Genomic DNA, 12853 nt, shown 5'->3' with positions numbered 1-12853 from the left:
GGCCGCATTATCAAGGTTAAGCCTGATTCTAGTGAGGTGGAATACCTCTCCTGGTTCAGTTAAGGAGGCTTTATGCTTTATTCACTTGAAGAAATCTACGCTAGTGGCGGCAGGCTCCCCATCATAACTCTCACCATCGAGAATGAAACTATAGGCACCTTGCGTTATGTGCTGGGGTACGAAGACATGCAGCTCTGGGGAGATGAATACAAGAAGTCTGCCTTTACGGTTTCCATGCCGGAACGCTCCGACAGCGGCTTTTCAGATCTCTCATTCGGTGTTGACGGAGTAAGCGGTGAAGCCTACGAATACATGAAACGGGTTATTGAAGCTCAGACGCCGACCTACATCACCGTTACCCAGTGGCATTACGAGAGCCACAACAAGCTCTCGGAACTCACTTTAACCATCACCGGCGGACGCATCACCCGAGAATCGGCAACCTTCACAGCTTCCTTCTGCGACATGCTGAATCTTGAGTTTCCGCGCCTTCGCTATACCGCATCAAATGCACCGGGGCTTAAATATGTGGCTTAACCATTATCTTCTCATCAGACACACACCAAATGGCAGAAAATACCCGTTCCTTGACTGCTGGGGACTTGTTATCGAGTTCTACCGCCGGGAGCTCGGCATTGAGCTTGATGACTATACGGATTTCAGCATTCAGGACGGATACGAGAAAGAAAGATCCTGCTTTTATGAAATCGAACCGCCCCACTACGAATTTGGTGACGTGATTGCGTTCTTCAGGCATGGTCTGATCTTCCATGTAGCAGTGTATCTCGGTAGAGGTGAAATGCTGCATACCGGACTTAACCGTCATTGCCGGGTGGAAAAGATCAAATCAATGCAGTTTGTTGAAACAAAGATCTACAGACATACCAATCTTCCAAAGAGGAAAAATGAAACTTGAAATTGTAACCAGAGAGGACTTAAACAAAGTTCTAGAGCACTTAGATCTGCCGGAATACAGTGGCAGTCTGACCGCCCTTCTGAAGGATCTTATTCCTTCCTATCGCTCTGATCTCCACCCCTATCTGTCGCTTTTTGTTAACGGCAGAAAGGTAGAACAGACTGAATGGCCTTCACTCTTCATCCAGAAAAGCGATCACCTTAAGTTTGTCATCGAACCTGGTGTAACCGGTACAGCCATTGCTGCCATCATTTCCGTGGTGATTGGTGTAGCAAGTGCCGTCTATGCCATGGTGAGTATGCATAAGCTCGGCAAGAACAAGCAGAAAAACACCAAACAGGGAAACTCAATCTATGACGTGAATGTCCAGGGCAACAAGGTAAAGCTGATGGAAATCATCCCGGAGAACTTTGGCTTCTTCAAGAGATTCCCGGATTACCTTGCTGACAGGCATGTGTTTTACCGCAACAACACTTTGTTCTGCGACATGATTTTATGCCAGGGCATCGGACATTACGACTACAAGGCAGATCACTCAGACATCTACATTGGCGAGACGCCAATCAGTGAACTCAAGGGTTGCTCCGCTTATGTCTTTGAGCCGGGAGTAAAGATTACCGCTGAAAACTCACCGGAGGACAAATCCTGGTACTGCTGGTATTCATCAACCGAGGTTACCCAGAGCGGTCATACCTTAAAAAGCGGTCAGGGTAAAATCGACACCTCCTCCATGAACGGTGTGAATCTTGAGTTTAAAGGTAATACCTTCAGCGGCTGCAATTACAGAATTTACAACATCGGCTATGGTGGCTGTTCAGGTGGCGGTACTGAGACGGTACGCATTAAGCAGAACCTTGATTTGAAATGGGCAAACGGCACTATCTTCGAGTTAAGCGGTGCCGGAAATACACGTCTTGTCGGTACTGAGATTGTTGCAGCAGAAACTGACGCTGCCCTTGGTATTGCCACGCTCACACTGAAATGCGCTGATGGATTTAAGCCTGATGGGTATTTCCGGGCAAGAACCACAGAAATTCAGACCAGCGTTGACGAGGAAACCGGTGAAGAAACTGATACCGAGGTGATTACCCGTAACGGCGATTATCTGAAGGTCACACTTTCTGCCGTAACTTCCATTACCTACGATACCATTCCGTCAGGATGCAGCGGCGGTAAAACCGTAACCGAGGATGAAGCAAATACCACCGAGGCTCTCTGTGAAATACTCGAAGTGATAAGGTCCGGTGAGCATGTTACGCTAAAGTTCGACAGTTCAGATTTGACCGTTCCGGAATACCCCGAGGAGGTTACTCCGTCTCAGCCCTACACGAAAATAACTGCTACGGCAAATCACCTGGCAGGCTCTGTGTTTCAGCCGATGCCTGCGGATTATCCTTTTGAGGATAACGGTCTTTATGAAATTCTTAACTACACCAACGGTGTCTACACGGTTAAGCGTCTTAATGACAGCTACGGTGATGTTTCAGACTGGCATGGCTTTTATTCCACCGGAGTAAATCAGGAGCATGTGCTTTTTACTCTCATCAGCGGTCAGGCAAGTGACGGTGGTTATGTGGGATCTTACCGTGCATGTCCATATGGTGCTGAATCAAAAATCTTTGAGCTTGATTTCTCCATGCCGGGAGGTCTTGGCAAGCTTAACGATGACGGTGAGTTCGACAAGCTCTCTATCAGCATTCAAATTGAGTACCGCAGAGCAGGTTCAAATGAGCAGTATACCGTAATTGAGAAAACCTGGACCAACAACACCAATGACCAGCTTGCTGAAACGGTAAGAATCGAACTTGCAACCGCCGGAAATTATGAGTTCAGAGTTATCAGAACCTCCCAGGAGGACGGTTCTACCCGTGCTCTTGAGGAGATTAAATGGGTAGGACTTAAAAGCGTCATCAGCACCATTGACCGGTATGACAACATGACCGTGCTCATCTGCAGGTTTAAAGGCAATGAAACCTTATCCGAGCTTTCCGAAAATCAGCTGGCTACTTACTGGACAAGAAAACTTCCTGCTGTTGGTTATGCTGATTCAGACACAGACAGTCAGTCTCTGCTGCCGACTCGGGATATTGCTCCGGTGGTTCAGTACATTGTACGGAAATCCAAATACCGCAATATCCTTGATGTCGATACGCTGATGGAGTTTGATGAGCTGTGGCGGTCACAGGGAATTGAATGCAACGGTTCCATTGACAGTGACAGCACATTACTTGAAAGTTTACGTGATGTGCTTAACTGCGGTTTTGCGGTTCCGGTGGTTCGTGACAACACCTTATCGGTTAAGAGGCTTCATGCCGGAGCACAGCCTGTGCAGATTTTTACGAAGAGCAATATGACCTCAAGTCCGGTGATCACTTACTCTCTGCCCAAGGACGATGACATAAACGAAGTGGTGGTTAATTTCACCTCTCCGAAAACCTATAAGACCGAAACGGTGTACTGTCACACTGATGATGAAGGAAACAAACGCATCACTGATTATCCTGAATCTGACAATCAGGAAAGACTTGATGCCTGGGGCGTAACCGACAGAGAGCATGCCATTGCTCTCGGTATGAGGCGACTTCGGTATCTTAGAAATACCCGGGTAACCTATGACATCAAAACCGAACTCAACGGACTCAACTGCAATTTCAACGACCTTGTGGGACTGGTGCTGGATGAGAATCTCTCGAACATCACCGGAAGGATAACCGCAATTAACGGTCAGAACATCACTACTGATATCGAGATTCCGGAAGACTGCTGGGACGGAGTTATATACATTTCAAGGAAGGACGGCTCTTATGGTGAATATACCTTTTACCGCAATGACAGCCATTCTCTCTATTTAGACAGTTATCCAGATATCTACTGGGACAGTGAGTTTGGCAAGTCTCTCGAATATCCGCTCTTTGCCATCGGAGAGTTACAGCTCTGCTGGGTTACGGCTGTTAAACCGGAAAGCAATAACAGGTGTTCGCTCAGTCTCATCAATTACTCGGAGGACATTTTCAGAGATGACATTAAGGAGAAAAACCAATGAAAGCATTTGTAGTTCTTGATGAGGGATATATCAATCAGGCGGTGGTATCCCTCAGCTCATTTTTCAAATACAACCGCATAGAGCTCATCATTTATGCAGAAAAAGGCACAGACCTCGAGCGGGTTCTCGCCGTAGTGCCGGAAGAACTGGTGGAGGTTCGCTACGTATCTTTTCCGCAGCATGACCTTTTTGCCTCTGTAGGCGGTAACAGACTTATGGTTCACCGCAGTGCCGTACCTGCTATCGCACAAAGGATTATAGCTCTTGAGGAAGTTTCTGCAGAAACCGACTGTGTCCTGAACTTTGATTTGGACACTCTGTTTCTCGGCTCGGTGGTTCCTCTTCTTGAGGAGATTACGGCAGAGCATAAATCCGGCATCTTCGGAGTCAGCGAACGGGAAAACCGGGACAAGTGGATGAAGCAAATGAAGCTTAAGGAAATCGTGAACACTCCGCTGTATTTCAATACCGGACTTATGTGCTACAAGGCAGACTGCAAAGGACTGTATCAGAAGTTCATCAAAACGATTGAGGAAAAAGGCAACTTCATGTACTGCCCGGAGCAGGACTTTGTGAATCTTCACTTCAGGAAAAAGCATCGGCTTTCAGGTGAGTTCAATGCCATCTGGTTCAATCCGGGGTACAAGGAAATGGCTCCGCTGATGGTGCATTACCTCTCAATGGAAAAACCATGGAACAGGTTCATCTACCTTGATTTCCGGGCTTATGCCTACTGGCAGAAATACCTCTCTGCCTGTGAACGGGTGGAAGGATATCTTGACCGGGAGTTTCTGGAGCGGGTGCGAAGTAACGTAAGAAGAGTTAAATAACAGGCGGCTTAAAGGTCGCCTTTTTTATTGGAGAAAAAAAAACATGAGAGAGCTTTGGAATATGCTCCAGGCAATGTTTACGGGAATCGGCGGATGGCTCGGTTACTTCCTTGGCGGTTGTGACGGACTGCTCTATGCCCTGATTGCCTTTACGGTTATCGACTACATCAGCGGTGTGATGTGCGGGATTGTTGACGGGAAACTGTCTAGTTCCATCGGGTTTAAAGGTATCTGCCGTAAGGTGGTTGTCTTCATGCTCGTGGGCATTGCCAGCATTCTGGACACGAGAATCTTTCAGACCGGAAGTGTCCTCAGAACCGCTGTGATTTTCTTTTACCTTTCAAACGAAGGTATCAGTCTTCTCGAGAACGCTGCACATCTCGGTCTGCCGATACCGATGGTGGTCAGAAAAGCCTTAAACCAGTTACACGATAAATCAGAAAATAAGGAGAACGAAAATGGCAAATAGTCCATTAGTGAGTTACACCAAATTGAGTCCGAACCATTCCGGTAAAAGGACTCACACCATTGACCGCATTACACCTCACGCTGTTGTCGGTCAGCTTAGTGTCGAACGAATCTGCGACTGCTTTAAGGACAGAAGCAGACAGGCAAGCTGCAACTATGCCATCGGTGCTGATGGCAGAATTGGACTTTGCGTTGATGAGCAGAACCGCTCCTGGTGCTCATCATCAAGAGATAACGACCAGCGAGCAGTTACCATCGAGTGCGCATCAGATCTGACGGAGCCTTACACCATGAAGCCGGAGGTGTATGCCGCCATGGTAGATCTGTGCGTTGATATCTGTAGAAGGAACGGAAAGAAACGACTGCTGTGGATCGCTGATCGGGATAAGGCTTTAATCTATGAGGTTAAATCTGACGAGATGTTGCTGACGGTTCATCGCTGGTTTGCTCGAAAGAGCTGTCCCGGAAACTGGCTATTCGGGAAGTTGGGCGATTTGGCTCAGGAAGTAAATAGCCGACTTGGGGAATAAGGAAAAAGCCGACAGAAAGGGACTGTCGGCTTATAAAAATAATTCAATTTTCAAAAGGCATTTGTTTCCTACTAATTTAAAAGCAGACATGCTATTCGTCTAGCACATATAACGAAAACTCTAAAGTACTCGTAAGGTCTTCAAATTTTTCTTGGTTACTTAAACTCTTTCATAATAAAGGGAGAACTGAATTATATATTCATAAAATACCTTCTATGTGCTGCACAGCAAGAGACATACACGCAACGGCGACCGAGCAACAGAATCCAAGTGCAATTGGTCTGCCACCATTCCGTAGGAGATCCCAAATTTTAGTGTTCAATCCAATTGCACACATTGAAAGAACAATTCCGAATTTACCAATATTTCCTAACATCGCTGATACTTGTTCTGGCAATATCCCAGCAGTGTTAATGACACTAGCAACTACAAACCATAGAATAAACCAAGGAAAGATTCTTCTAAAGTTTAAATCTTCTCCATTATTCTGACTTCTTGTTGTTATAAATGAGAATAACAGACATACAGGTACAATCATGAGTGCACGGGTAAGTTTTACAATAGTGGCGAAATACCCCGCCTCAGGACTGTATGAATATCCAACGGCTACAACTGAAGAAGTATCATTCACTGCTGTTCCTGACCACATGCCAAAGCCAAAATCAGACATCCCTATAGCATGACCAAGAAATGGAAAAATGAAGACTGCAATTACGTTAAAAAGAAAAATTGTTGAAATCGACAACGTAATATCTCTGTCTTTTGCTCCTATAACCGGTGCAACAGCAGCTATTGCCGAACCGCCGCAGATTGCAGTACCGGCACCGATGAGAGTAGAGATCATGGTATTCAGTTTAAGCAGTTTTCCTATCCACCATGCAACACCAAAGGCTGTAATCAGCGTAAATAACATTACGGATAATGACTGAGATCCAACCTTCATAACATGAAACAGGTTCATTTCGAATCCAAGAAAAATTATGGAATACTGCAGAATCTTTTTCCCTGTAAAACTTATTCCTGCCTCAAATGAAGTAGATCGTGGTAATAAGGCAAAGAGCATCCCGATGAGAATTCCAAAAACAGGACCACCAATAATAGGGAATGAAATCCCAAGATAATATGAAGGAACAGCCAGTATCAAAGCAAAAATAACGCCTTTAATCACATCATGTTTCATACCACCAAACTCCAGAAAAATTTATTTATCCTTATGTGTATGCTAGATCATACATCTTGGACTCCCCATTGTTAAATACTATGATTTTATGATATATATAGGTAAAAGCCTATGTATGATAAGGGGATGAGATGACTTTTAGGCACTTTAAGATTTTCCTGCAGGTATATGAGTCAGGAGGAATGACAAAAGCTTCTGAAGCTTTATTTATTTCTCAGCCTACAGTAAGTCAGGCGATTAAGGAACTTGAAGAACACTATCACACAAAACTTTTTGAACGCCTTGGTAAGAGACTCTATCTTACTCCCGCAGGAAAGAAATTGCTCCATTATGTAAAACATATAGTAGGATTAATGTCTCAGACAGAATCTGCACTAAGAGATTATTCTGATGTGAGCCCGCTTCGAGTTGGGGCTACGCTAAGTATTGGAGAGAGTGTTTTTATACCGCTACTCTCAGAGCTTAAAAGTAAATTTCCTAGAAGGATTATATACTCAAATATTCACAACACTGCCATACTTGAAGAACTGCTTCTTAAGGACGAACTCGATGTGGCACTAATAGAAGGAAAAGTTCAGTCTGAATTTCTCCGAAGAATTCCTTTTATGGACGATGAACTGATTTTTGTTGATGCTCCTTCAACACCAAAGATAAGAAAATTATCTGACCTAGAGAAATTGTATTTCATCACACGTGAGTTCGGCAGTGGTACAAGAACGTTATTTGAAGGGGAATTGAATAAACATAATATCTGTCCTCATATTATAGGTGTATACAACAATTCTGAGAGTATTAAACAGGCGGTGAAGGCTGGTTTTGGAGTGTCAGCACTATCTAGACGAATAGTCGAAAAGGATCTTAATGAGGGAACTCTTATGGAATTCACTGTGCCTGAAATTAGTTTTAAAAGAGTGTTTAATATCGTCCATCATGAAAACAAATTCATTACTCCTGTCCTTGAATATTTCATGAGTATATGTTTGAACTATCGAAAATAGTTTAGGTAATTCACAGAATAACTGAATTAAGACCACCTAGGAAAGCAGCCGACAACTAAATGGTTATCGGCTCCAGTACCTTAGAAGGGGAGTGAACAATCTTGCATCGAAAGTAACGGAAAGGTTATGACTGTATAGATGACAAAACTATTGCCCGTGAGGATCTCTTCGGGGGTCACTCTACATTGGGGAAGCAATTTTTACGAACAGGTTGGTAAAGATCTGAGAAAAGAACTGCCTGATGTAAAGTCTTTTTCCGCCCGAAATCTCCGGTACATGCATCAGTTCTACTGCCTTTTCCCAATTTTGCAACAAGTTGTTGCAAAATTAGATTTTAATCCCAAAGCCGACTGCGTTTCATGTGATGAAATCTTTTTGATCCCGTGGGGGCATATTGTTCAAATCATGAATAAGGTCAATAGAAACCGTGATAAAGCCTTATTTTACATACACAAAACCCTCGAGAACAACTGATCTAGAGCTGTACTGATGAACTTTCTGGATACAGACCTCTATGAAAGACAGGGCAAAGCAGTAAGTAATTTTGATCTTACTCTTCCTGCTCCTCAAAGCGATCTTGCTCAGGCGATTACCAGAGATCCGTACACCTTCGATTTTCTTACCCTCCGGGAGAGCTATGACGAAAAAGAGCTGAAGGATGCTCTTATGGATAACATCACCAGATTTCTTCTTGAGCTTGGTAACGGCTTTGCATTTGTGGGACGTGAATACAGGCTTGAAATCGGCAATACCAGTAACTTCATCGACATGCTGTTTTACAACATCAAACTTCACTGCTATGTGGTTGTTGAAATCAAGGTAAAGGAATTTGATTCCGGTGATATGGGGCAGCTAGGAACCTACATGGTTGCCGTTAACCATCAGCTGAAGGGTGAAAATGATGGACCTACGCTGGGGCTGTTAATCTGCAAATCAAAAGATAACGTCAAGGCTCGTTATGCGCTTGAAGCCAGCAGTCAGCCTATGGGAATTTCCCAATACGACATAACCACCTTTATTCCTGAAAAATTCAAAGGAAGTTTGCCTACCATTGAGGAAATCGAAGCTGAAATATCGGCCAATGAGTTATCTGCCCAAAAATAATAGCCAAAATAACGAGGTAAAAGACAAACAGGATGAAATGCTTCTGACGGTTCACCGCTGGTTTGCTCGAAAGAGCTGTCCGGGAAACTGGCTATTCGGGAAGTTGAGCGATTTGGCTCATTCGGTGAATAGCCGACTTAGTGATTATGATTATGATTAAACATAATTAACTGAAGCCTAGAGGGATTGATTTCACTATATAACAAATCCCTCATTCAATAAAATTTTACTTATGATCTTTGTCTTCGATTTTACCGGTGTATTCAATTTGAAAGATATTCATTACCCGAGGATCTGGACAACAGAAAGTAACCGCACCGTCAGGAACTTCCGGACCTCTTGAAAACGTATGACCGTCACGCAATTTTGTAATATACATGTTGGCAACAGTCAGCATCCATGGGCATAATTTTCCGGCATCTTTTGCATAATCGTACACATCACCAACGCGATGACAGTAATCGCATCCGCGTTTCCCTCTCTTTTCAACAACCGTAATTTTGATGTTTTCATTGTTTGCAGGCATCTTTGCATCTCCGGACATATTAAATCTTTAGGATCATACCATTTTGGCGATTTTATCTCTTGTGCATGAATCACTAATCGACAACAAAACTTGTTCACCAAACAGCCAATCAGCCACATTCCCCAAAATAAATCCGCTCAAATCCGCCTCTGATGTCCAGTACATTGTAGGAGGCAACGATTTATGAACGAGTTAATGACAGCACCTACAACTGACGAAATAATCCGCAACGCCCAGTACCATCAGGCGCAGAGAGTAGTGGAGTTACTGCTTTCCAAGGGACTTATCACCCCCGTAGAGTACGAGAAAATCACAGACATCAACCGTATGACGTATCACCCTTTTCTTGAGGAAATACTTCCAAAACAAGTTGATATAAGTGTTGATTAGAGTGATTTATATACAAGGGAGGACGAACAGTGAAAACAGTAAGAAGAATAGAACAGAATCAGTCAGTTCAATGCTCCAGACTGCGAGTGGCGGCATACTGCAGAGTATCCACTGACTATGATGCCCAGCTTGAAAGTCTGGAAACGCAGAAATCACATTATGAAAATTACATCCGTATGCAGGATAACTGGGAGCTTGCCGGGATTTACTTCGATGAGGGGATATCCGGTACCAAGTCGGACAGCAGACCGGAACTGCAGAGACTGATGGCAGACTGCCGGGCAGGAAAGATTGATTATATCCTTACCAAGTCTATCAGCAGATTTTCAAGAAACACCACGGACTGTATTGATTTGGTGAGAAGTCTTTTGAGGCTCAACATTCCGATTTACTTCGAGAAGGAAAATCTGAATACCGGTTCGATGGAGGGAGAGCTTATTCTGTCAATTCTCAGCTCAATGGCCGAGGATGAATCACGCTCAATTTCAAATAACAGCAAATGGAGTTTGGAGCGGAGGTTTCAGAACGGAACCTTCAAATCAAGCTCTTTACCTTACGGCTACAAAAGAGAAGGTGAAGACATTGTCATAATTCCTGATGAGGCAGAGATTATAAAACGTATTTTTGCCGAAGCCTTGGCTGGCAAAGGAGCTTATACCATCGCAAAGGGGTTAAACAGTGATGGAGTTCCGCCCATACGAAAAAATGAATGGAGCTCTACAACGGTATTCTGGATTCTGAGAAATGAATTTTACATCGGAGATGCGGTTTTTCAGAAAACCTTTACGGATGAATCCTTCAGCCGGCACCTCAACAAAGGCTACCTAACTAGATACCGGAGCAATGGTCACCATGAAGCCATTATCAGCAGAGCGGATTTTGAAGCAGTTGCCTTCATCATTGCTCAGCGAGCTTCAGAAAAAGGCATACCGGGAGCAAAAGCAAAATTCTTAGACCGCAGCGCCCTGTCAGGAAAAATCGTCTGCGGAGAATGCGGCGGTATTTTCAAACACCGGATTCACCATTCCTTATCAAGCAGAAGTTATTCTGCATGGTGCTGCAGTACCCACCTCCGAGACAAAAGCAGATGCTCCATGAAGTTCGTCAGGGATGAGACGGTAAAGTTTGCATTTTTAACCATGATGAACAAGCTCATCTTTGCCAAAGAGACCATTCTGATGCCCTACCTCAAAGCATTAAAGGGAAACTCTGAAAACAAGGATATGCAGAGAATCAGCGCTCTTGAACAGCAGATTTCAGATATTGCCGAACAGCAGAATACCATCACCATGCTGATGGCGCAGGGGTGCATCGACCAGGTTCTTTTCAATCAGGAAAACAACGAACTGAAAGCCAGAGCAGCAAGATGCAGGACTGAGCTTAACGCCATCAAACAGAATTCCAAAGGTGAATGCTCCATTATTAGAGAAACCTCAGAGCTTATCGCCTTTGCATCTTACAGCGAAATGCTCACTGACTTCAGTGACGAAGTGTTCAGCAGATTTGTTAACAGCATTACTGCAGTAACCCGAAACGAAATCAGTTTTGAACTTAAATGCGGTCTTACACTAAAGGAGGAAATTGAATGAGGAGTACAGCTCTCGGTTACAGAATTGTTAATGGTAAGGCGGTTATTGATGAGAAAGAAGCCAAAATTGTCAGAGAACTTTACCGTAATTACCTTGATGGTATGTCCCTGTGTGCCTCTGCGGAGAGAGTCGGTTTTAAGCTTCCGGCAAGCTCCGTCAGCAGAATTCTGCAGAACCGCCGTTATCTGGGAGATGATTTTTATCCGCCTCTCATTGATGAAGAAACCTATTCTCGAACTTTACAGGAAAGGGAACGACGTATGAAGGCGTTAAGCCGCACCAATCTTCTTAAGCCTAAGGTACCAAAAAACGCACCGGCTGAATTCTTCTTTTCAGATAAAGACAGTCTGCACAAAGGTACTCCGGCTGAAGTGGCTGAATACCAATACTCCCTGATTAGAGTTAAGGAGAAAACGAATGGCTAACGTAAAGATTATACCGGCAGATCCGCACAGAACAAAAAGCAAAGCCCGTATTGAAGAAACTCCGAAACTGCGCGTTGCGGCCTACTGCCGTGTAAGCACCGACACTGATGAGCAGGCCACCAGTTATGAAACTCAGGTGGAGCACTATACCGAGTACATCAGCAATAATCCTAAATGGACTCTTGCGGGGATCTATGCCGATGACGGCATCTCCGGCACCAACACAAAAAACAGAACCGAGTTTAACAGAATGATTGAAGCCTGTATGGCCGGTGAAATTGATATGGTAATCTCCAAGTCCATCAGCCGCTTTGCCAGAAATACTTTGGACTGCCTTAAATACATAAGACAGCTCAAAGCTCAGAACATTCCTGTTTACTTTGAAAAGGAAGGAATCAACACGCTTGATGCCAAGGGCGAGGTGCTGATTACCATTATGGCTTCCCTCGCCCAGCAGGAATCTCAGTCCTTAAGCCAGAATGTCAAACTGGGACTTCAGTACCGTTACCAGCAAGGCAAGGTGCAGGTGAACCATAATCACTTTCTCGGCTACACCAAGGATGCTGACGGCAATCTGATCATAGATCCGGTTCAGGCTGAAACCGTAAAGCGCATCTACCGGGAATATCTGGAAGGCTACAGCATGGACAAAATCAAGGCCGGACTTGAGCGGGACGGCATTCTGACCGGAGCGGGCAAGACCAGATGGCACACCTCGACCATCAACAAAATCCTCCGTAACGAGAAGTACATCGGTGATGCCCTGCTTCAGAAAACCTACACCACCGATTTTCTCAGCAAGACCAGAGTCAAAAACAACGGCATCGTACCGCAGTATTATGTGGAAGGTAACC

The 12853-nt window shown here is 44.4% G+C and carries 15 protein-coding genes; 13 read left to right on the top strand and 2 right to left on the bottom strand.

Annotation, left to right across the window (positions count from 1 at the left end):
• Positions 1–72: 72 nt before the first annotated feature.
• From BMY80_RS10620 to BMY80_RS10595, 6 genes are read left to right on the top strand one after another with little or no spacing between them, the layout of a single operon-like run.
• On the top strand, positions 73–537 hold the full coding sequence (locus BMY80_RS10620; RefSeq protein WP_093143495.1) for a DUF1833 family protein: 465 nt from the start codon (positions 73–75) through the stop codon (positions 535–537).
• Positions 527–916 carry an NlpC/P60 family protein gene (locus BMY80_RS10615; protein WP_093143493.1) on the top strand — a complete coding sequence of 130 codons (390 nt, stop codon included), beginning with the start codon at positions 527–529 and terminating at the stop codon, positions 914–916. Before BMY80_RS10620 ends, BMY80_RS10615 begins: the two co-directional genes overlap by 11 nt.
• Complete coding sequence (locus tag BMY80_RS10610) at positions 906–3959, top strand: host specificity factor TipJ family phage tail protein (RefSeq protein ID WP_093143490.1); 3054 nt, start codon at positions 906–908, stop codon at positions 3957–3959. The genes BMY80_RS10615 and BMY80_RS10610 overlap by 11 nt, the downstream gene beginning before the upstream one ends.
• Positions 3956–4789, top strand: a complete 834-nt coding sequence (locus tag BMY80_RS10605; RefSeq protein WP_019000861.1) for a glycosyltransferase — start codon at positions 3956–3958, stop codon at positions 4787–4789. Before BMY80_RS10610 ends, BMY80_RS10605 begins: the two co-directional genes overlap by 4 nt.
• A 43-nt stretch (positions 4790–4832) precedes the next feature.
• Entirely contained in the window at positions 4833–5258 is a 426-nt protein-coding gene (locus BMY80_RS10600) for a phage holin family protein (RefSeq protein ID WP_093143489.1), read from the top strand.
• A complete protein-coding gene (locus BMY80_RS10595) occupies positions 5248–5787 on the top strand; it encodes a peptidoglycan recognition protein family protein (RefSeq protein ID WP_031578863.1) in 540 nt (179 codons plus the stop codon). The genes BMY80_RS10600 and BMY80_RS10595 overlap by 11 nt, the downstream gene beginning before the upstream one ends.
• A 199-nt stretch (positions 5788–5986) precedes the next feature.
• Here BMY80_RS10595 and BMY80_RS10590 read toward each other — a convergent pair whose 3' ends face one another.
• Positions 5987–6967: a YeiH family protein gene (locus tag BMY80_RS10590; protein WP_031578864.1), complete on the bottom strand. Its 981-nt coding sequence runs from the start codon at positions 6965–6967 to the stop codon at positions 5987–5989.
• Between the two features lie 131 nt (positions 6968–7098).
• On the opposite strand from BMY80_RS10590, the gene BMY80_RS10585 reads away from it, so the two are divergent.
• From BMY80_RS10585 to BMY80_RS10575, 3 genes are all read left to right on the top strand, one after another.
• Entirely contained in the window at positions 7099–7965 is an 867-nt protein-coding gene (locus BMY80_RS10585) for a LysR substrate-binding domain-containing protein (protein ID WP_031578865.1), read from the top strand.
• A 138-nt stretch (positions 7966–8103) separates the two neighbouring features.
• Positions 8104–8439 (top strand): DUF1016 N-terminal domain-containing protein, encoded by a 336-nt coding sequence (locus BMY80_RS10580; RefSeq protein ID WP_051621780.1) that lies wholly within the window; start codon positions 8104–8106, stop codon positions 8437–8439.
• Positions 8440–8454: 15 nt separating this feature from the next.
• Positions 8455–9069, top strand: a complete 615-nt coding sequence (locus tag BMY80_RS10575) for a DUF1016 domain-containing protein (RefSeq protein ID WP_093143488.1) — start codon at positions 8455–8457, stop codon at positions 9067–9069.
• 226 nt (positions 9070–9295) lie between these two features.
• On the opposite strand, the gene BMY80_RS10565 is transcribed toward BMY80_RS10575, so the two are convergent.
• On the bottom strand, positions 9296–9595 hold the full coding sequence (locus BMY80_RS10565) for a TIGR04076 family protein (RefSeq protein ID WP_093143497.1): 300 nt from the start codon (positions 9593–9595) through the stop codon (positions 9296–9298).
• Between the two features lie 195 nt (positions 9596–9790).
• Between BMY80_RS10565 and BMY80_RS10560 the strand changes: the two genes are divergently transcribed.
• From BMY80_RS10560 to BMY80_RS10545, 4 genes are all read left to right on the top strand, one after another.
• Complete coding sequence (locus BMY80_RS10560; protein WP_143066522.1) at positions 9791–9985, top strand: SHOCT domain-containing protein; 195 nt, start codon at positions 9791–9793, stop codon at positions 9983–9985.
• Positions 9986–10014: 29 nt separating this feature from the next.
• Positions 10015–11574 carry a recombinase family protein gene (locus BMY80_RS10555; RefSeq protein WP_093143481.1) on the top strand — a complete coding sequence of 520 codons (1560 nt, stop codon included), beginning with the start codon at positions 10015–10017 and terminating at the stop codon, positions 11572–11574.
• Entirely contained in the window at positions 11571–11999 is a 429-nt protein-coding gene (locus tag BMY80_RS10550; RefSeq protein ID WP_093143480.1) for a recombinase family protein, read from the top strand. Before BMY80_RS10555 ends, BMY80_RS10550 begins: the two co-directional genes overlap by 4 nt.
• Positions 11992–12853 (top strand): recombinase family protein (locus tag BMY80_RS10545; RefSeq protein ID WP_143066521.1); only part of this gene is annotated, 862 nt, incomplete at its 3' end. The genes BMY80_RS10550 and BMY80_RS10545, both read left to right, overlap by 8 nt.

The sequence above is a fragment of the Ruminobacter amylophilus genome (genome assembly GCF_900115655.1).
GTDB classification, from domain to species: Bacteria; Pseudomonadota; Gammaproteobacteria; order Enterobacterales; family Succinivibrionaceae; genus Ruminobacter; species Ruminobacter amylophilus.
The sequence above is the reverse complement of the archived record's forward strand: the minus strand, read 5'-3'. Positions and strand labels throughout refer to the sequence as shown.

Coding starts and splice junctions, on each gene's coding strand:
- BMY80_RS10565 (WP_093143497.1), bottom strand. CDS start 9,595: ATGCCTGCAAACAATGAAAACATCAAAATTACGGTTGTTGAAAAGAGA.
- BMY80_RS10615 (WP_093143493.1), top strand. CDS start 527: ATGTGGCTTAACCATTATCTTCTCATCAGACACACACCAAATGGCAGA.
- BMY80_RS10600 (WP_093143489.1), top strand. CDS start 4,833: ATGAGAGAGCTTTGGAATATGCTCCAGGCAATGTTTACGGGAATCGGC.
- BMY80_RS10620 (WP_093143495.1), top strand. CDS start 73: ATGCTTTATTCACTTGAAGAAATCTACGCTAGTGGCGGCAGGCTCCCC.
- BMY80_RS10580 (WP_051621780.1), top strand. CDS start 8,104: ATGACAAAACTATTGCCCGTGAGGATCTCTTCGGGGGTCACTCTACAT.
- BMY80_RS10590 (WP_031578864.1), bottom strand. CDS start 6,967: ATGAAACATGATGTGATTAAAGGCGTTATTTTTGCTTTGATACTGGCT.
- BMY80_RS10610 (WP_093143490.1), top strand. CDS start 906: ATGAAACTTGAAATTGTAACCAGAGAGGACTTAAACAAAGTTCTAGAG.
- BMY80_RS10585 (WP_031578865.1), top strand. CDS start 7,099: ATGACTTTTAGGCACTTTAAGATTTTCCTGCAGGTATATGAGTCAGGA.
- BMY80_RS10595 (WP_031578863.1), top strand. CDS start 5,248: ATGGCAAATAGTCCATTAGTGAGTTACACCAAATTGAGTCCGAACCAT.
- BMY80_RS10575 (WP_093143488.1), top strand. CDS start 8,455: ATGAACTTTCTGGATACAGACCTCTATGAAAGACAGGGCAAAGCAGTA.
- BMY80_RS10550 (WP_093143480.1), top strand. CDS start 11,571: ATGAGGAGTACAGCTCTCGGTTACAGAATTGTTAATGGTAAGGCGGTT.
- BMY80_RS10605 (WP_019000861.1), top strand. CDS start 3,956: ATGAAAGCATTTGTAGTTCTTGATGAGGGATATATCAATCAGGCGGTG.
- BMY80_RS10560 (WP_143066522.1), top strand. CDS start 9,791: ATGACAGCACCTACAACTGACGAAATAATCCGCAACGCCCAGTACCAT.